This window comes from Kocuria sabuli, assembly GCF_040981185.1.
Lineage (GTDB): Bacteria > Actinomycetota > Actinomycetes > Actinomycetales > Micrococcaceae > Kocuria > Kocuria sabuli.
Genome location: NZ_JAVHZE010000002.1, coordinates 265,399 through 284,586, shown reverse-complemented (window position 1 = coordinate 284,586; position 19,188 = coordinate 265,399). Strand labels below are relative to the sequence as shown.

Here is a 19,188-nt window from a genome sequence, read left to right as displayed (position 1 = left end):
GACCTGTTCAAGGAGACGGTTCGAATGCCTGGTTCGTTTCAAACATTCCACTACCATGCCGGCGATGATGCGGCCCGGAGTTCGGGGGAGGCATCACGTTCGGCGGAGTCGTTCCTCGCCGAGGAGGCCACCGGAGCTGCGACGGATGCTCCGCCCCAGTTCTTCACCAGCAACGAGGCGGCAGCGCGGTTCTACCTCGACAAGCTCCTCCGCCAGGACGACCGACGCGCGATGGAAGCCGTGGTGGCTCCGGAAGAACCCGGGCTGGTGCCCGGCCTGGTCGCCGAGAGCGAGCAGGACCTGCGGGTGCTCGGCACCCACCAGCTCCGCTTCGCCCAGACGTCCCAGGGCATCCCGATCTTCGGAACCAGCGCGGTCGTGGAGCTCACCGACGCCCGTGACCTGGTGAGCGTGAACGCCCACCTCGATCAGGTCACCGGTGTTGACCCGGTCGAGTCCCTCAGCCGCGCTGAAGCACTGGACAAGGTGGCCCAGTACACAGGGGCCGACATCCCTTCCGAGGCCGGGGTGAGCGGCCGACTGCACTTCTACAAGGACGAGGACTCACGCTGGCACCTGGCCTGGCTCTTCCACGGACTGCCCGCCGAGCCACCCGCCGCCGATGGGACGACCGACGCGGAAGACGAGAACCTCCACGGCCTGGGCCGCCGGCCGGTCCCGCCCAGGGTCACCTACCTCGTCGACGCTCACGACGGCGAGGTCCTCTTCCACTACAGCGCCGTCCCCACTGCAATCCCGGCGCGGTGCAAGGGCATCGACGAGGACGAAACCGAGCAGAAGTTCTACGGGCAACTGGTCGACCAGGCCGACACGAAGTGCTGGCTCAACGATCCCCTGCGCTCCTCCGGGACCTACGATCTGGACTTCGCCGACATCTTCGACAATCCGCCGCTGCCGGCTCATCCCGTCCAGGCGGACAGCAGCGACTTCAGCACCACCAACCGCGCCGCCGTGTCGGCCCACGTCAACGCGACACGGGTGCTGGACTTCTACAAGTCGGTCCTGCAGCGCGATGGCCTCGACGACCAGGGTATGGCCATCAAATCCGTCGTGAACGTCACGGCCAGAAGCATGGAGACTCCACCCACCCTGCTCAACGCCTTCTGGTTCGACAACGCGATGTGGTACGGCCAGGTCCAAGGCGACGGGCGGCTCGTCAGCCTTTCCCGCTACCTGGACGTCATCGGCCACGAACTCACTCATGGAGTGATCGAGCACACCTCGAACCTCGTGTACGCGACCCAGTCGGGAGCGTTGAACGAATCGTTCGCGGACATCGCCGGGGTCATCATCAACAACTGGTACACCGCCCCGGACAGGCACGATGTCGGTACCTGGGACTGGGAGATCGGCCGCGGACTGCGACGCGACGGGCGCCCGTTGCGGGACTTCGAGGATCCGTCCCGCACCGGGCACCCAATGCACATGAACGACTTCCGTCATCTCAGTCCCGGCGAGCTGCCGAACAACGGCAATGACCAAGGCTGGGTCCACTTCAACAGCAGCATCCACAACAAGGCCGTCCACAACCTCCTCACGATGACGGACCGCGAGGCGCGAGTCTTCAGCGTCGAGGACGTCGCCGTGCTGACCTACTTCGGCATGGCACGGCTCAGCTCCCTGGCCACCTTTTCGGAGGCCCTCCAATCGATCCTGGACGTCGCCCGCACCTATTTCGGCGGAGACACCGACAGACAGAACAAGCTTGACGCCATCCGCCTGGGCTACCAGTCCGTCGGCATCGACACAATCTAGTACCGACTCGAGGACCGGACACGTGGAGCAATTCAATGTCCAACGGACACGGGCACATTCCGCCGTGCATTGATGTTCTTGTGCTTGCTCGACGAACTCGAGTTTTCATAGGCCCATGACCGTGAACAGCCGATCGAAAAATGCGAGTCTCACGGTATACCGAACAACTTTGGACGGCCGGCATGACAACTCCAAGCGTACTGCCCGTAAAAATTGTCGTAGGCAGCGCTCCTGAATGGCTGGTGACGCGCTACCGCGTGGACTGCATATATTCAGGAACTGAGGAGAATCTTCCGTGCGGCTCGGGGGAGTTCGGCGCAGGAGGAGGCATTTCCGAAGGGTTCGTAACACGATTGGGAACGAGTTTCCCGGACCATGTGCACGCGACCATCATCGTTGATTTCCAGCCGGACACGGGATTGAAAGGACTCGTCAAGTCCTTCTCGATACCCATTGAAGAAACGGGCGGCAACCTGTTCTTCGAACCCAATCAAGCAATCCAGCGGACCAATCTGATATTTGATCTTCACCCAGGGCCGAGCAGGCGCGACTACCTCATCATTAGATGGAACCACAGTGTCGACGGGGAATTGATAACTGCCGGGCAGAAAACGCTGGTCAGTGCGGACCTCGAATCCTCTCCGACTCAGTTCGAGATCGCATTCATCCCCGACCCGATACATACTACGGGAATGCGGCTTGAGATCGATGGAACCCTTCGGAGTCGACCCCTTGTGCCGTTCGACCAATATTTCGAACTCTCCGAGAAGGCAATACTTCTTCGTGCTGAACGTGACAGAGAAGCACGAGCATTTCGACTGGTGGCCTCATGACATCAGGTGTCCAGCCACCCTGGCGCGCCCGTGGCAAGCTTTCGGCATCAACGGCAGAGGAGCCGGCATCAACCAGAACGAAGTCCAAACGAACCGAAAATAATCAAACTGCACGGAACTTATGTTGCAAAGGTGGACATAAAATGAGTGAAGCACTGCCCAGTGCCGTCAAAGATCCCTTTGATGCCGATGCGGAATTGCAACTGGCTTCAGCGGATCTTCCCAACTTCAATCTTGTGGACGGCACCGTCGCCGTGGCCACGGACCCCGACTCCGCTTTCATCCTGTTCAAGGGGAACAACCGGGACACCTGGTTCTACGCCCCCCGATGGGGACGTATCGCAAAGAACAAGGAGCAGGACCCCGAGTTCCTTGTCACCAAAAAAGTGCGCAACAATCCTGACGGCTCCAAGACGACAATCGGTGGCGTTCTCAGCTTCATGGTGGAGCTGGTCGTCGAACTGCCCGATGACGCAGAGAGAGAACGATGGGCGGAACTGATCCAAAACCTCTACAACCTCCAGCCCAGTGCAGGCCAGTTCAATTTTCAGCCTTTGCGTCTCGCTCCGGGAAAGATGGACATATTCGGCTTAGACCAGTATGTGACGGAAGGCCAGCCGCTCAAGGGCATCGACGTGGGAGCAGCTTCCTCCGTTGCCTTCGCCTTCGAACTCAATGCCGACGGAGCCGACCATTTCGCTGCCATGCTCGGCGCCGTCCCTTCTCCTTTCCCGCCGCAAGTGGCCATCATGTTCACATATAGTTATCAGTACATGGTGCCCCAATGTTCCATCCAAGCCACCGGATTCAAGAAGGTCGTCTACGACTACTTCTCGTCGGATGCCAAGGCCCGGGCCAGCTATTTCGGTCTCGTCAATGGTTCTTTTGACCGCCAAACGGTACGAGCGGACCTTCGGCGTTCTCAGGGTCTCAATGTGCACGTCGTCGGCGAGCCGCCCGAGGGGGTGGATGTGAACAAGCTTCTCGATGCTATTTTCGACATCTACTTAAAAATGGAAGTAGGCAATTGGATCGAGCCTGACCCCAAGCCGGTCGAGGCTTCCAAACCTGGAGGATTCTTCGGCGGAGTATCCTATGCAATGAAAAGCGTGAACCTTTCAGAAACGGCCCAGTTCAATCAAAGGCTCACTTTCACAGGTATCGAAGAGAATGTGCACCAGATCTCTTTCAACTTCGAGCAACAGTTGGGAGACTTCAGTCCTGAGAACCACCTCTTCATCGAGCAGGACGACATCAAGCTGCCCTTCAAGCTTGCGATCGGCAGCAGCGACAAAGTGCAGATCGTAGTACCGTCCGCGAGTTATACCACTCCGACGGGACCGCAGAATGTGCAGTGCCCGGCTGTCGGTGGTACTACTGGTGGGCTGACCGACGGCATTATTCAATTCCCCTGGCCCCACCAGCCGACTTCTGCGCAGATCAACCTTATAGTCGACTTCGTCGAAGGGTTCGGCCCGGGATATCAGTTCGAGCAGACAAAACCCATTTCAGACACTGGTGCAGCGTTCTACTTCCAGCCCGACGAATTCATTCAGCGGACCCATCTGATCTTCATCATGGCCCTGACCGTGACGGACCTCACTTCCAAAGCATTGTTCAAATGGGAGTGGACACCGCCTCAGACGGGGGAGAATTCGCGTCCCAAAATCGCAGGTTTCACGATCATTGCGCCCGATCTGAACGGCGAGATCAACAATTTGCCGACCTATGACATAAATTTCCCGTACCACCCGAATGACTGGACGGGGGAAAGTACTCCGAATATTCAGTACAAAATACAAGGGCTCACGGGGGAGTGGAAGAATCAATCCACATCCGGCGAAATGACCATCGGGGAGAGGGCTTTGGCCATCGACTGGCAGGACGTACGTGCTGTGGGGGATGTGCTGGCCATTCCGCGCATCCTGGTTGAGGGCGCATCCCCGGATCCCGTGCGCAAAGCCCGTCTTCAATCAAAGCATGCCGCCAAGTCGGGCGGCGAGCATCCTGCTGTGACCTCTTGATGGGGCACGCGGGCAGGTCGGTAGTGGCTTCTGCCCACTATTCCCATGTGAATCTCTCCCGAGCAGCTTCGCGGCTCGCTTGAGGGTCTCGACCCCGGCCTCGAGCCGGCGAATCGGCTTCCTCGTCCTCGCCTGCTCCATCGACTCGTGGGTCGTGCGGCCAAGGCGCTCACCGCAGTCGATCTGGTGCCGGAAAACCTTGTTGTCCAGCGCCGGTGCTGATTCCGAATCGACGGCGGTGGGGTGATGGTACTGCCGGCCCGCACGAGCGTGACGGACTGAAGGAGGAACTCGGCAGGAAACAGTCGTGGCATGATCAGAATCTTGCGAGGAGACGCGCCGGTCATCGAAACTTTCAGGGCAACCGAGTCATGGCGCAGGTCAGAAAGGCAACGGAAGTCGGGACAGTCATAACCTCTTCGACAACCTATCCGTAATAACGCACCAATAACATGGACAACGCAACGATCAGTCCTTCAAGACCTGTGGGGACGGCCGTGTTTTGACCGACCCCAGCCCAGAAATGAGACCAGTTCATGGATGGCGCGAATATGCAAGGTACTTGGTTCCTGTCAGCGGAAGAAAGCTCCGAGGATGTCTTGATCTTCCGGGGAAGACATTATGATTTTCCCCGAACACGGGCTCCCAGGAAGGCTTTGACAATCAATCCGGATGGTTCAGCGGTCTACTACTTCCCATCTTCGGTCGACTCCCATGTGCAATCCCCGGGTTCTTGGAATGTTGTCGATAACAAAATCGTCATGAAAATTGCAGGTGCATCGCAAGTGTATCGTGTCGATCATTTCAGTCGAGATGTTCTGGTGATGAAAAAAATGACTGAGGGAGAGAGATATGGGCGTCAATGAGTCCGGTACCGACAATGCTGAGCGCGGGCCGGAGGATCAGTCGTTGGAAGCCCGAATAACTCGTCGTTGCGGCACGCAGCGACTGCACCAACGCTTGTTGCAGGAGGTGCCCGGCTATGCTGCTCGCCGTGCCGCGATCGAGAACCAAGTGGCACGCACCGCGAGAAGCCCGCAGTACGCGGGGAGAATCGGGTGCACGCGAATCCCGGTCGTGGTGCACGTGGTCTACAAAACGCCCGATCAGAACATTTCGCAGGCGCAGGTGGGGAGCCAGATCAAAGTACTGAATGAGGACTTCAGGGCGGGAAATGCAGATATTGTTTCCGTTCCCGCAGCATTCAAATCACTCGTGGGGGACTGTCGGCTGCAGTTCTCATTGGCGACCATTGATCCGGCCGGCAATCCCACCACCGGGGTCACGAGATCACAGACGGCGGTCGATGCTTTTGCCGACCTCGACGATGCGGTGAAATTCACCGCGTCCGGCGGTATCGATGCATGGCCCTCCGGTCGATACTTCAATATTTGGGTGTGCGAGTTGGCGGGAGGCCTGCTCGGGTATGCACAGTTCCCGGGTGGCCCACCATCTACTGCAGGCATTGTCGTGACGCACAGTGCGTTCGGTACAAACGGCACAGCCACGGCGCCGTTCGACCGCGGGCGAACCGCAGTGCACGAATGCGGCCACAGTTTGGTTGTCGGCATATTTGGGGCGACGATGACGATGGGTGTCAGGGGAGCGATTTCGTGGACGACACTCCGAATCAGGGCGGTCCCAACGTCGGAGTGCCAACTTTCCCCCATGTGAGCTGCGACAATGGGCCAAACGGTGACATGTTCATGAACTACATGGACTACGTGGACGACCGGGCCATGACCATGTTCTCCAAGGGTCAGGTAACGCGCATGCACGCTAACCTCGACGGTCCTCTGGCGGGTTTGGGGACATCCACGCCTTGCTCTCCGACTACGAGCAGCGTCCGTTATTCGGCGGCGTGGGGGCCCGGCTCGGGAGGTCAGTACTACTGGCTCGGAGGCACCGCGGAGAAGATCGTGCAACTCGGTGGTGAGCTCTTCGACAAGGGATACCGGCTCAAGGCACTGAGCTCCGCGGAGCACAACGGCGCGATCCGTTATTCGGCGGCGTGGGGGCCCGGCTCGGGAGGCCAGTACTACTGGCTCGGAGGCACCGCGGAGAAGATCGTGCAACTCGGTGGTGAGCTCTTCGACAAGGGATACCGGCTCAAGGCACTGAGCTCCGCGGAGCACAACGGCGCGATCCGTTATTCGGCGGCGTGGGGGCCCGGCTCGGGAGGCCAGTACTACTGGCTCGGAGGCACCGCGGAGAAGATCGTGCAACTCGGTGGTGAGCTCTTCGACAAGGGATACCGGCTCAAGGCACTCAGCTCCGCGGACCCAGGCGTTACAGGAAGTCGCTCATTCCAGGGACAACCTCACATCGAACTGGAAGATGGAACCGACGAGGGGCAGGGCTGGCACCGGGAGGAAGCTGTCGGGGGTTCGCTGCAGGAGGACGAGGGGCAGGGCTGGCACCGGGAGGAAGCTGTCGGGGGTTCGCTGCAGGAGGACGAGGGGCAGGGCTGGCACCGGGAGGAAGCTGTCGGGGGTTCGCTGCAGGAGGACGAGGGGCAGGGCTGGCACCGGGAGGAAGCTGTCGGGGGTTCGCTGCAGGAGGACGAGGGGCAGGGCTGGCACCGGGAGGAAGCTGTCGGGGGTTCGCTGCAGGAGGACGAGGGGCAGGGCTGGCACCGGGAAGAGACTGTCGGCGGTCCGCCTTGAGCCGGGTGGGCGTGGAAGACCACGGGGCGTCTTCCCGCAGGAAGACGCCCCGTGTCAACGGATGAGCTGGATACCGACCGTGCTCAGTGCCCCGTGGCCGTGGACCCGCTGGAGGAGCCGGAGCGATTCCACGCCTCGAGCCCGAAGCTCTCGGCAGACGGCTGGCCGTTGGACTGCTGCGCCCGCGGGGCGGGTGCGGCGTCCTCGGGCGCCGGAGCCTTGGGCTCCTGCGTCGTCCGGGGCGCGGCCGACTGGGAGGCACCGGCGCGCTCGGCGCGCGGCACGGTGCCCCACGGCTGCTTCCCGGCCGGTGCGGCCACGACCGGCTGCGCGCCCGTCTTGGGCGCCGGCTGCTCGTCCGAGCTCGCGTAGTAGGACTTGCCGTAGTACCCGTAGTAGCCCGCGTCCGCGCCGGTGGTGGGCACGCGGTTGAGCACCACGCCGAGCACGTGGCCGTGGACCTGGTGCAGGTTCTCCAGCGCCTTGGACAGCTCGTCCGTGGTGGTCCGCTGCGCGGTGGCCACGATGATCGCACCGTCGGCCGAGGCGGTGAGCAGCGCGGCGTCGGTGACCGGCAGCAGCGGGGGAGCGTCCACCAGGACCAGGGCGTCCTCGGCCAGGGTCTCGAGCATGCTGTGCATGGTCTTCGAGGACAGCAGCTCGGTGGGGTTCGGCGCGGTGCGGCCGGCGCCGAGCACCTGCAGGTTCGGGAACTTGTCGTAGGTCTGGAGGACCTCGTCCACCTGCACCTCCCCGGTCAGCACGTCCGTGACGCCCACGCCGGCGACCAGCCCGAACAGGTCGGTCATCACCGGGCGGCGGAGGTCCCCGTCCACGACGACGACGTTGCGCCCGGTCGAGGCGATGGCCACCGCCAGGTTCGCGGTGATCGAGGACTTGCCTTCACCCGGCAGGGAGGAGGTCACCACGATCATCTTCGGCGGGTGGTCCACGGAGACGAAGCTGAGATTGGTGCGCAGCTCGCGCAGGGCCTCGGAGAACTCGTGGTGGCCGCGGCCGCCGGAGAAGCCGGTCTCGATGATCTCGCGGTGGTCGGCGAGGCGCTCGTCGGTGGGGATGACACCGAGGACCGCGACACCGAAGCCGTCGCGGATCTCCTCCACCGACTTGATGCGGCGGTCCATCTTGTACCGGGCGAAGGCGTAGAGCAGGCCCAGGCCCAGACCGCCCACGAAGCCGAGGGCCAGGTTGAGCTTGAGGTTCGGCGAGGAGGGCGCCAGCGGCAGCGAGGCGTTGCTCAGCGGCTGGACGGCCACGCGGTTGATCGCGTCCTCGTCGCCCTGGCTCTCGACCTCCCGTGCCTGCCCGGCCAGGGCCACGACCCAGGCGTTGGCCAGGTCGGCCGCCTCGGTCGGGTCCTCGGCGTCGGCGGTGATCCGGATCTCCGGGGTGTCCACCGGAACATTCGTGGCGATGCGCGGCAGCAGCGACTCCGCCGTCGTGTCGAGGTCCAGGTCGTCGATCACGGCATCGGCGACCGGCTTGGCCGTGGCCAGCGACTCGTAGGAGACGGCCTTGGACTGCGCCAGGTTGTTGCCGGCGAGGGCGCTGGCCAGGTCCTGCTCGCCCGTCGCCACGACCAGTCCGGACGCGGTGGCCGAGTAGATCTTGGGCTGGACGAGCGTCCAGCCGAGCGCGAGCAGAGTGCACAGCAGGGTGATCAGCGTGATGGCCCGCCAGTGCGTGCGCACCAGGCGCAGGAGATCCCGTGCATCGAGCGCGGGGGCTTCCCGCTCTGCGTCAAGGTGCTCCATGGTTCTCCTCGGGATCGGCTCGGGGGTCGGGGGGTGGGTCGAGGTCACTCGCGGATACCGTCCTGGTGCTCGCGGAACCAGTCGACGGTGGAGCGGAGGCCCTCGTCGAGGGGGATCCGGGCCGTCCAGCCGGCCTCGGCCAGCTTGGAGACGTCCATGAGCTTGCGCGGGGTGCCGTCGGGCTTGGTGGCGTCCCACTCGATGGATCCGGTGTAGCCGACGGCCTCGGCCACGAGGCCGGCGAGCTCCTTGATCGTGACGTCGGTGCCGGTGCCCACGTTGACGTGCTCGGACCCGTCGTAGTGTTCGAGCAGGTGCAGGCAGGCATCGGCCATGTCGTCCACGTGCAGGAACTCCCGCAGCGGCGAGCCGGAGCCCCAGTTGGTGACCGACTCCGCCCCGGACACGCGGGCCTCCTCGTAGCGGCGGATCATCGCCGGCAGCACGTGGGAGCCGGTGGGGGAGAAGTTGTCCCCGGGCCCGTACAGGTTGGTGGGCATGGCCGAGATCCAGGGCAACCCGTACTGACGGCGCACGGCCTGGATCTGCAGGATGCCGGCGATCTTGGCGATCGCGTAGGCGTCGTTGGTGGGCTCCAGGTGGCCGGTGAGCAGGTACTCCTCCTTCAGCGGCTGCGGGGCCAGCTTCGGGTAGATGCAGGAGGAGCCCAGGAACAGCACCCGCTCCACCCCGTGCTCCAGGGCGGCGTCGAGGACGTTGACCTGGATCCGCAGGTTCTCGGAGAGGAAGTCCACCGGGTAGGTGCTGTTGGCCAGGATGCCACCGACCTTGGCCGCGGCCAGCACCACGTAGCGCGGCTTGGCCTCGGCGAAGAAGGCGAACACGGCGTCGCGGTCCTTCAGGTCCAGCTCGGCGGAGGTGCGGCCGATCAGGTCGGTGAACCCCTCGGCCTGGAGCTTGCGCCAGATGGCGGAGCCGACCAGGCCGCGGTGGCCGGCCACGTAGAACGGAGCCGTGCGGTCCAGCGGCCCGGGGGTGAAGGTGGTCGCGGTGCTGTCGGTCATCTCGGTGGTGCCAGCTGTCATGGTGGGGTCCTCCGTCACTTGGCCCAGGAGGCGAGCTCGACGGTGTCGACCCAGCCCTCGGTGTGCTCGAGCATGGCGATGTCAGCGTCGACCATCAGGCGGGCCAGCTCGGGGGCCTTGATGGTGGCCTCCCAGCCGAGCTTGTCCTTGGCCTTGGCGGGGTCACCGATCAGGGCGTCGACCTCGGTGGGGCGCAGGTAGCGCTCGTCGAACTCGACGTGCTCGCGCCAGTCCAGCCCGGCGTGCTCGAAGGAGATCTCCAGGAACTCCCGCACCGTGCAGGGGGCGCCGGTGGCCAGGACGAAGTCCTCGGGCTCGTCGGCCTGCAGCATCCGCCACATGCCCTCGACGTACTCGGCGGCGTAGCCCCAGTCGCGGATGGCCTGCAGGTTGCCCATGTAGAGCTTCTCCTGCTTGCCGGCCTTGATCGCGGCCACCGCACGGGTGATCTTGCGGGTCACGAAGGTCTCGCCGCGCCGGGGGGACTCGTGGTTGAACAGGATCCCGTTGACCGCGAACATGTCGTAGGCCTCGCGGTAGTTCTTGGTGATCCAGTAGGAGTAGATCTTCGCCGCGCCGTAGGGGGAGCGGGGGTAGAACGGGGTGTCCTCGTTCTGCGGCGGCGGGGTGGCGCCGTAGAGCTCGGAGGTCGACGCCTGGTAGTAGCGGGCGTCCACGCTCGCCAGGCGCATCGCCTCGAGCAGCCGGACGGTGCCGAGCCCGGTGGTGTCCCCGGTGTGCTCGGGCTCCTCGAAGGAGACCTTCACGTGGGACTGGGCCGCGAGGTTGTAGACCTCGTCCGGGCGGATCTGCGCCATCAGCGTCACCAGCCGGGACCCGTCGGACAGATCCCCGTAGTGCAGGAACAGGCGCGCGTCGGCCTCGTGCGGGTCCGAGTAGAGGTGGTCGATCCGGTGGGTGTTGAACGTGGAGGCCCGGCGGATCAGACCGTGGACCTCGTACCCCTTGGCGAGCAGCAGCTCCGCCAGATAGGAGCCGTCCTGACCGGTGATCCCGGTGATGAAAGCCTTCTTGGGGGTGGCGTGCATGATCGTCCTTCGGGGGGATGGGGCGTGGGCCATTGAGGGGACAGCTTTATGCTAGTGAATCAACCGGCAAAGCCCGTGATCACACCCGGACATGTTGCGTCAAAGATCGAAGCACATCGTCCCACCGCCGCATGGCGGCGTCCGCGGCGAGGTGCTCGGCCACATAGGCGGGACCGCGGCCGCCGATGTCCGATGCTACGGCCCGGTCGGCGCCCAGTTCCTCGGCCGCCTGCAGCAGTCCTGCGGGATCGCCCGAGGCAATGACCTTTCCGGCCCCGGAGGACTCGATCTCGCCGGCGGACGAGCTCTCGTCGTCCACCGCAGCCAGGACAGGGCGTCCGGTGGCGAAGTAGGACGTGAGCTTGCTCGGCACGCACATCTCCCGGAGCTCGGGCTTCTCGTTGACGAGCAGGATGTCCGCGGCCGCCAGCGCTGCCGTGTACTCTTCGTCGGGCAGCGGTGCGATGAACTCGAGGCTCTTGATGCCCTCCGCCAGGCCCTTGAGCCGCTGCAACTGGTTGCCCGCGCCGAGCAGGACGAACCGGACGCGCGAGTCCCGTTCGTCGGCGAGCCGGGCGGCGTCCACGACGTTCTCGAGGTACTGCTTCACTCCCATGTTGCCGGCATGGAGGACGACCACCTCGTCCTCGGCCCAGCCACGGCGCTCGCGGACTGCGGCGGTGTCGATGGCGTGCTGCGGAGTGATGTGGGACCAGTTGCGGTGGATGAGTGCCCGCTCGGGAGCCACACCCAGCTCGTTGACCGCGTGGCGGCGGAACCGGTCGTGGATGACGATCACCCGGTCCATGGCGCGGAGAACGAGTCCCTCGACCTTCCGCATGACGGGGGCCAGTGCCGCGGCGGAGGTGTGCACCTCTTCGAGCCCTCGGGAGTACAGATCCTGGATCCAGATCGCCGTTCCCGGGCGGCGCCGGCCGAGCTTGGCACGGAGAGCCGCCACGCCCGAGGAGAAGAGTCCCGGATTGACGAAGAGGACGACGTCCGGGCGGCCCCAGTCCGTCAGGGCGGCGCGAACGCCGAAGTGGACCTCCATCAGCAGACGGTTGAGCAGCTTGGGCTCGTGCGGCACGTAGTGGCGCAGACGGAGGACGCCGACGCCGTTCTGCTTCTCGTCCAGCGTCTGCCCCTCGTAGCCGTCATAGACCTGCCACTGGGGGTAGTGGGGGAAGCCGGTGATGACCCGGACGTCCCACCCGAGCGCGGTCATGCCTTCGGCGAGGGACGTGGTGTACGGGGCGTTGCCGCTGGACTCCGGGGCGTAGTTGATACCGATGATCGTCAAACGTGGGGGCATGAGGATGCTTTCGTCACACTGGGAGCAACGCCGAGGGGGATCAGCGGCCCACCGGAGGGAATGGGGTATAAATCGAACGATACATGCGAGCGCATCCGGCTCCGGGACGACGCCCCACGTCGTCCCGTGGTTCGGCTCACATGACCTCCCCGCCCCCCATTCGCAGAGGTATTCATGGCCACCGCCGCTGGGCACAGTCCTGCCGACACCGACGTTCCTGTCATCGACCTTTCCAAGGCGCCCGGCGAGGGCGAGGCCTGGAACCGGCCGAAATGGATGATCTATCTGTGGTCGGCTACGGAGCTGGTCCTCGTCACCAATCCCTGGCAGATCAGCTCCGGCCTCCGGGCCAAAGCGCTCCGAGCCTTCGGTGCGAAGATCGGCGACGGCGTCATCATCCGGCCCCGTACTCGCATCAAATTCCCCTGGAACCTCGAGATCGGAGACCGGTCCTGGATCGGTGAAGGTGTGTGGATTCACAACCAGGACCAGGTCACGATCGGTCACGATGCCGTGGTGTCCCAGGAGACCTTCATCACCACCGGCAGTCATGCGCACCGCAAGGACATGGGTCTCATCACCCGGCCGGTCACGATCGACAACGGCGCCTGGCTCACCTCGCGTTGCGTGGTCACCGGGGGAGTGACAGTGGGTCGCTCGGCGCTGGTGCAGCCGCTGACCTTGGTCAATCAAGACGTCGAGGCGAACCACATCATCGGACCTCCCGCGGCGGAGACCAAGGGGCGACGTTTCGTGGTCAACGACAAGGCGGAACAGGCGTGAGGATTCTCCAGGTCGTCACTTACATCAGCCCCGACGGCGCCTATGGCGGACCCGTGCGGGTGGCCATCAATCAGGCCAAGGCTCTGACTGAGCAAGGTCACACGGTCATAGTCGCGGCTGCTGCGGGCGGCTTCGAGGGTCCATTGCCAGCTGAGTTCGACGGCTTCCCGGTCCGTCTTTTCCACGCTCGCCGACTGGTGCCAAAGTCCGGCTTCGCTGGTCTCACGTCGCCCGGCCTGCTCAGATGGCTCGCGCAGGTCGTCCGCGGCGCCGACGTGGTCCACGTGCATCTGGCACGAGACCTGGTGACTCTGCCGGCGGCCGTGCTCGCTCTACTGATGGGCAAGCCGCTAGTTCTCCAGACCCATGGCATGGTCGATCGGACCGACAACCCGCTGGCCGTGCCCTTGGATCTATTCCTCACACGCCCCGTCCTTGGGGCGGCCCGGACAGTCCTGTACCTGACGGAACGGGAGCGCCAGGACCTTACGGACGTCGCGGGGCATGGTCTCGTACTACGGCATCTTCCTAACGGCGTTACTCTGCCGGCCGATGACGCAGTCGAGCGGGCGACCGGTACGAAAGTCGATGTTGAAGTCTTGTACCTCGCCCGGTTGCACAGCAGAAAGCGGCCAAAGGCCTTCGTCGAGGCCGCGAGAGAGCTACTGGGCGGTGGGATCTCAGCGTCATTCAAACTCGTGGGCCCGGACGAAGGAGAAGCTTCAGCTATCCAGCGCACCATCGCGAACTCCGGATTCGCGGATCGCATCGGTTACGAAGGCTCCCTAGATCCTAAGGAGACACTCGGGAGGATGATGAAGTGCGACGTCTACGTGTTGCCCTCCGTTGACGAACCGTTTCCGATGTCGGTCATCGAGGCGATGGCGGCCGGCAAGCCAGTCGTCATTACCGACACCTGTGGCCTAAGCAACCAAGTGGCAGCTGCCGGGGCCGGGTACGTCATCGACGACAGCGGGGCGGCTCTTGCCGAGTCAATCCGTGAGCTCGTCGAAAACAGGTCGCTGCGATCGCAGATGGGCGCTGCTGCCAGACGACTGGTGGAACGGCAGTTCGATCTCCGTCGCATCGGCGCCGAGTTGGGAGCCGTGTACCAGGACGTTCTCCAAAGTGGCCTAGAGACCCGAGCTCAGTTGGAGCGAGTCCAATGACGAGTCCGAAAATTTCCGTCATTATGCCTGTGCGAAACGGGTGCAAATACCTCGAGAATGCCCTCGCGGGTATCGAGAGCCTGGTATTCGACTCGTGGGAACTAATCGTCGTTGACGACGGGTCCACAGATGGAACGGCGGACGTGCTTCGGCAGTGGAGCGGTTCGTCCTCTGTGCCGCACCGGATCATCAAGAACGCTTCATCGTGCGGAGTGGCGGCAGCGAGAAACGCCGCGGTCGCCGAGGCGTCGGGCGAGTTCGTCTGGTTCGTTGATGGTGATGATTCGTGGTCCTCCGACATCCTGCTGCATCTCTGGAGCGGAGTGTCAGATCCGGAAGTGGACGTTGTGGTCTGCGATGCCCAGAGAGTGGTGGCCAAAACTGGTCATGTCTCCTTGATCCATGACGCCCCGATGCGCGAGACCATCACCGGTGAGGACGCGTTGCGGCGTGTCCTGCGAGGGGAACTACAGGGTCACTTGTGGAACAAGTTGATCCGGAGGGCACGGCTAGAAGCGTACCCCTTCCCGCAGATGAGGGCCCATTCGGATCTTGCCGGCACCATACGTCTCGTTGTGGCTTCACGCCTGGTAGTTACTGTTCCGGGCGAAAAGTATTTTTATGACGTCCATGACGGGTCCATACTTCAATCCGCCGATTACAAGTGGGAGAACCTCATTCGCTGCGCGGAGGCGGCCGAAGAGGCAGTCGAGAGAAGTGCGGTCGGTGCGCAACTCGCCGGAGAGCTCCGACTTTTCACCTGGTCACATGTCATGATCCCCGCCGCGAACAGCGTGCTGTCCAGTGCCAGACCTGACATATCGAAAATTCCCTACCGCAGCAGCATCACGCCTTGGGCGCTCGCGGCTTCATGGCGCCGGGACCAGCCCGCCTTATTACTCAAAGCAGCGGCTCTCAAATGGGTGCCTCGACTGTACGGCACGATCTACCGACGTCATCACGCCAAAAAATGGGGCTCCCTGCGCCCAGGAGGAACGAACTGAAATGACCACATTCTCGAGTGATGAACAGTCCGAAAACAAGGTATTCGTCACCCTTACCGGCGACTACCCGAACATCGGTGACGCGTTGATCCGCCGGCGATCACTCGCCTGGGCCCGCATGTGCGGACAGCCGGTGGCTGCCTTCGTCGGCAGGGCGCCGGACATGTGGTGCCGGCAAATCGGTCTGACGACTCAGGACGATCTTTACCGGCAGAAGGACATAAAGGCGTGGGTCATAGCCATGCTGAGGGCGCCGCGCGGATTTACTCTCGTCCTAGAACCGGGCGAGGTGGATTTGAGACTTAATCAATATAAGTGGGAGACCATGGTGCTCCTGTTCAGTGTCCTGACCCGTCTCAAGGGCGGGCGTGTCATCCGACCGCCTCGTTCGTTGAGTCATCCTTCTCGGGCTATGACCATCTGGCACAAGCTGGGATTGCAGTTGTCGGCGGTAGTCCTCTGGCGTGAGTCAGACAGCAGGACACTGGTCCGCACGGGACGGGTAGTTCCCGACATCGCATTCAGTGAAGCGCCCTACGGCGAGGAATCTTCGCCTCGTCCCCGGCTGTTGATCAGCCTTCGCGGATTGCGGTCCCGGCCGTCCGCAGCCTGGGAGGAAGCCGTGCGGACGTTTGCGCGCAACCAAGGGCTGACTATCACCTGCATCGCCCAGGTTCGTCAGGACGAGGTCCGCACCGCAGAACTCGCCAGTGCGCTGGGTGGTGAGTGCATCGACTTTGGAAATCGGGACGACATGGAGCAGGAGCATCTGTTGCGCCGGATGTACTCCGAGGGGGCTGTGGTCATCAGTGATCGGCTGCATGTGCTGATTCTCGGAGCACTCGGCGGGTGCATTCCCTGTGAGCTGGTGCCGAAGCCTAGCAACAAGGTGGCAACGCACTTCCAGGCCGCAGGGATCACGGGCATCACGCAGGACGCCGAAGGATCGTCTGCGGCCACAATGCTCAGCTTCCTCAACTCCATTCACGGACGCCGTGACAAGATCCGTGCTGAAGTCATGGCCGCTCACATGCAGCTTAAGGACATCGAATCCCGGGTCGTCGCAGTGTCACCTCTATCCGCTCGGGAAGATCCTGACCTTGTTCAAAGGTAGGAACCTCGGCAGGCAGGTCGCGGGTTTACTGTCGGGTCGGGTTGTGGCGGCAGTCGCTCAAACTTGTTCATTGGTGCTGTTGGCCCGCTGGTCAAGCACAGGTGACTTCGGCCTTGTCATCGCCGTCCAGTCAGTCGTCACGGCCATGACGTGGATGCTGGGTCTCGGGCTTGGGCCCTACATGAGTGTGGTCCGTGCCAGGAACAGAGAGCATGGGGACGTCCAGGGGATTTACCGGCTCAACAAGATCATCAGCTCGGTCCTCGTCGCGCTACTGTCCGTAATCGTTTTGATGACGATGCTCTGGGACGGTAGAGCCTGGTGGTTCCTGCCTCTCGTCCTCGCTCTGGGATTCCAGCGAGACGCCGCAGTCCTTAACAGCATCGCTGTGGCTGACGGGCAAACCGGTCTGTTTTCGAGCAACCTGGCACTTAGGCGAGTCTTAGCGCTGGTGAGCTTCGTGGTTGGAGTGATGTCGTCACTGCCCGTGGCGTTCGCCTTCTCGATGTCCATCGCGGCTTCCGAAGCTGCATGCAATTGGCGCCTCCGGCGGATGATTGATTTCGTGCCTTTAAGAAGCCAACCTATGGATGTGCGAAGAATAGTCCAAGATTCGAAGCACTACTGGTGGGACACGGTAAGCGGTCAGATACGACTGCTCGACGTCCCAGTCGTGGGCATTGCGCTGGGGCCGATTGCTTCCGGGCTTCTCGCGGTGCCATCGAAAATTGGCTCGCCAATCATGATGATTCCTACGTCATTAGCAACATTGGTGCTCCCGAGGACATCTGCGGCCGGTACGCTGCCTAAAGGAAAATTCATGCTCGCTGCCGGCTTAGTCACAGCTTTTATCGCAGTCATTTTGCTAGCCCTGGCAGTGTTCATCGAACCAATCATCGTTTCGATGCTCGGCGAAGAATTCAGATCCGCTGTTCCGGTCACCCTCATATACTTCGTCGGTTATTTGAGCCTATCTATGATTTATATGATGAATGCTGCGATGCAGGGACTACGCCTACATGCCCTCGTGTCTCGCATTTCGATGGCCGGTTCTTTGTTGTCATTGGGTGGCCTATGGGCCGGCAGCGCATACGGAGGACTGGAAATGGGAGCCGCGGGTTACGTTGGTGGGATCATTTTTCAACTGACAATCCTGACGGCCTTTTGGGTGCGCAAGCCGTCACAGTGAAGCAAGCAAGCATAGAAGGGATTTAACTATGACCGAGTCGATATCCAAGGTTATTGCGAACGACTGCTGTATCGGGTGTGGTGGTTGCGGAGTCTCCACCGGTGGAGGTGCAAAGGTATTTTTCAGCGACATTGGCATGTTTCAAGCCGATCTCGACAGTATGGATGCTAAATCTCGTGCCAACGCGAGTCGAGTTTGCCCCTGGGCCGATGAGTCTGATGACGAGACGGCCATGGCTGCACGTCTTTTCGACCCCGCGTTGGCCAAGGACGAGCGCATTGGCATGTATCGGAATACTGTGGCAGCCCGGGTTGTCGAACAGGGGAGGGTTGAAGGCAGCAGTTCCGGCGGCATGACAAGCTGGGTGGCGCAACGACTTCTGGAAAAAAATCTCGTGGACGGTGTCATTCATGTAGGCAACGCCTCGGAGGACAGGCTTTTCGAGTACCGCGTCTCGACCACTGTCGAGGAAATCAATGCTCACCGGAAGTCTATGTACTACTCCGTCTCATTCGCGGAGGTCCTGGAGCGGATTCGCGGAGACGGGCGCCGCTATGCCTTCGTCGGCATTCCGTGTTTTATCAAGGCCGTTCGTTCGCTCGCCGATGTCGACGCCGTCCTGCGCGAGCAAATTATCTACTACCTGGGTTTGGTCTGCGGGCACCTGAAGACCTCCGCATATGCCGAGTCGATGGCTTGGCAACTGGGCGTCGAACCCAGTGAAATTGGCAGAGTCGACTTCCGGATCAAGAATCCAGACGCTGGCTCTAGGGGTTACCAGTTCGGTGTTCAGGCTATTGGAAAGGACAGCTACACGACTTCGTCACCCATGGACCTCGTTGGCGGAAGCTGGGGCCATTCGGTGTTTCAGCCCAATGCCTGCAATTTCTGTGACGACATTTACGCGGAAACAGCGGATGTGGTCTTTGGGGACGCTTGGTTGCCGAAGTACGAAGCCGATTGGCGCGGTCACAACATCGTGGTGACGCGAAACGAAGTCATCGACGGACTGATCTCGGACGGTGTAGCTTCAGGGCAACTAGAGGTCGAACCTCTCGAGGTAGATGCGGTTGCGAAAGCGCAAGCTGGCAATTACCGTCACCGGCGCCTTGGCTTGCGGGTGCGCTTGATGGACGACATCAAGGCCGGGCGATGGGTTCCCCAAAAAAGAGTCGAGCCAGGGTATAGCGGCATCTCTTCTCAGCGGCTGGGAGTGATTCGCCAGCGTCGGCAGCTCTCGGCAGCGAGCTTTGGTCTGTTCCAAATCGCTAAGGAGAAGGGCGATCTAGAGCACTACCTGAAGGGGATGGTTCCGCTAATTAGAGCTTATGACCGTTGGAGCAAACCCTCGTACTCCAAGCGCGCCGTAGGTAAGGCTAAAAGGAGCTTTTGGTTGATTGTCGCGAGGTGCCGAAAGATTGGGTCATAAAATTTTGATTGCCCTA

General features: G+C 62.3%; 16 protein-coding genes. 12 read left to right on the top strand and 4 right to left on the bottom strand.

Annotated elements, in window-relative coordinates:
- The first annotated feature begins 24 nt into the window (after window positions 1-24).
- The 6 genes from RE027_RS03435 (at window position 25) to RE027_RS03410 (ending at window position 7,299) form a co-directional block, all read left to right on the top strand.
- Window positions 25-1,776, top strand: coding sequence for a M4 family metallopeptidase (locus RE027_RS03435; protein ID WP_368806837.1), 1,752 nt, complete (start codon window positions 25-27; stop codon window positions 1,774-1,776).
- A 182-nt stretch (window positions 1,777-1,958) separates the two neighbouring features.
- On the top strand, window positions 1,959-2,609 hold the full coding sequence (locus RE027_RS03430) for a hypothetical protein (RefSeq protein WP_368806836.1): 651 nt from the start codon (window positions 1,959-1,961) through the stop codon (window positions 2,607-2,609).
- A 143-nt stretch (window positions 2,610-2,752) separates the two neighbouring features.
- Window positions 2,753-4,633 carry a hypothetical protein gene (locus RE027_RS03425; protein ID WP_368806835.1) on the top strand — a complete coding sequence of 627 codons (1,881 nt, stop codon included), beginning with the start codon at window positions 2,753-2,755 and terminating at the stop codon, window positions 4,631-4,633.
- A gap of 536 nt (window positions 4,634-5,169) precedes the next feature.
- On the top strand, window positions 5,170-5,499 hold the full coding sequence (locus RE027_RS03420; RefSeq protein WP_368806834.1) for a type III secretion system chaperone family protein: 330 nt from the start codon (window positions 5,170-5,172) through the stop codon (window positions 5,497-5,499).
- Window positions 5,486-6,307 (top strand): zinc metalloprotease, encoded by an 822-nt coding sequence (locus RE027_RS03415; protein WP_368806833.1) that lies wholly within the window; start codon window positions 5,486-5,488, stop codon window positions 6,305-6,307. Before RE027_RS03420 ends, RE027_RS03415 begins: the two co-directional genes overlap by 14 nt.
- Window positions 6,247-7,299, top strand: a complete 1,053-nt coding sequence (locus RE027_RS03410) for a zinc metalloprotease (protein WP_368806832.1) — start codon at window positions 6,247-6,249, stop codon at window positions 7,297-7,299. The genes RE027_RS03415 and RE027_RS03410 overlap by 61 nt, the downstream gene beginning before the upstream one ends.
- Before the next feature lie 83 nt (window positions 7,300-7,382).
- On the opposite strand, the gene RE027_RS03405 is transcribed toward RE027_RS03410, so the two are convergent.
- The 4 genes from RE027_RS03405 to RE027_RS03390 form a co-directional block, all read right to left on the bottom strand.
- Window positions 7,383-9,074: a tyrosine-protein kinase domain-containing protein gene (locus RE027_RS03405; protein ID WP_368806831.1), complete on the bottom strand. Its 1,692-nt coding sequence runs from the start codon at window positions 9,072-9,074 to the stop codon at window positions 7,383-7,385.
- A gap of 44 nt (window positions 9,075-9,118) precedes the next feature.
- On the bottom strand, window positions 9,119-10,120 hold the full coding sequence (locus RE027_RS03400; RefSeq protein WP_368806830.1) for a GDP-L-fucose synthase family protein: 1,002 nt from the start codon (window positions 10,118-10,120) through the stop codon (window positions 9,119-9,121).
- Between the two features lie 14 nt (window positions 10,121-10,134).
- Window positions 10,135-11,169: a GDP-mannose 4,6-dehydratase gene (gene gmd / locus RE027_RS03395; protein WP_368806829.1), complete on the bottom strand. Its 1,035-nt coding sequence runs from the start codon at window positions 11,167-11,169 to the stop codon at window positions 10,135-10,137.
- 79 nt (window positions 11,170-11,248) lie between these two features.
- Window positions 11,249-12,472 carry a glycosyltransferase gene (locus tag RE027_RS03390; RefSeq protein ID WP_368806828.1) on the bottom strand — a complete coding sequence of 408 codons (1,224 nt, stop codon included), beginning with the start codon at window positions 12,470-12,472 and terminating at the stop codon, window positions 11,249-11,251.
- A 186-nt stretch (window positions 12,473-12,658) separates the two neighbouring features.
- On the opposite strand from RE027_RS03390, the gene RE027_RS03385 reads away from it, so the two are divergent.
- The 6 genes from RE027_RS03385 to RE027_RS03360 are packed head-to-tail and all read left to right on the top strand — an operon-like array spanning window position 12,659 to window position 19,172.
- The gene (locus RE027_RS03385) at window positions 12,659-13,267 is read left to right on the top strand and encodes an LbetaH domain-containing protein (RefSeq protein WP_368806827.1); all 609 of its coding nucleotides are present in this window, start codon (window positions 12,659-12,661) and stop codon (window positions 13,265-13,267) included.
- A complete protein-coding gene (locus RE027_RS03380; protein ID WP_368806826.1) occupies window positions 13,264-14,436 on the top strand; it encodes a glycosyltransferase in 1,173 nt (390 codons plus the stop codon). The genes RE027_RS03385 and RE027_RS03380 overlap by 4 nt, the downstream gene beginning before the upstream one ends.
- Window positions 14,433-15,440, top strand: a complete 1,008-nt coding sequence (locus tag RE027_RS03375; RefSeq protein WP_368806825.1) for a glycosyltransferase family 2 protein — start codon at window positions 14,433-14,435, stop codon at window positions 15,438-15,440. The genes RE027_RS03380 and RE027_RS03375 overlap by 4 nt, the downstream gene beginning before the upstream one ends.
- Before the next feature lies 1 nt (window position 15,441).
- The gene (locus RE027_RS03370) at window positions 15,442-16,554 is read left to right on the top strand and encodes a hypothetical protein (RefSeq protein ID WP_368806824.1); all 1,113 of its coding nucleotides are present in this window, start codon (window positions 15,442-15,444) and stop codon (window positions 16,552-16,554) included.
- Between the two features lie 43 nt (window positions 16,555-16,597).
- Window positions 16,598-17,743, top strand: coding sequence for a lipopolysaccharide biosynthesis protein (locus tag RE027_RS03365; protein WP_368806823.1), 1,146 nt, complete (start codon window positions 16,598-16,600; stop codon window positions 17,741-17,743).
- A 28-nt stretch (window positions 17,744-17,771) separates the two neighbouring features.
- Window positions 17,772-19,172, top strand: coding sequence for a Coenzyme F420 hydrogenase/dehydrogenase, beta subunit C-terminal domain (locus RE027_RS03360; protein ID WP_368806822.1), 1,401 nt, complete (start codon window positions 17,772-17,774; stop codon window positions 19,170-19,172).
- Window positions 19,173-19,188: the final 16 nt, after the last annotated feature.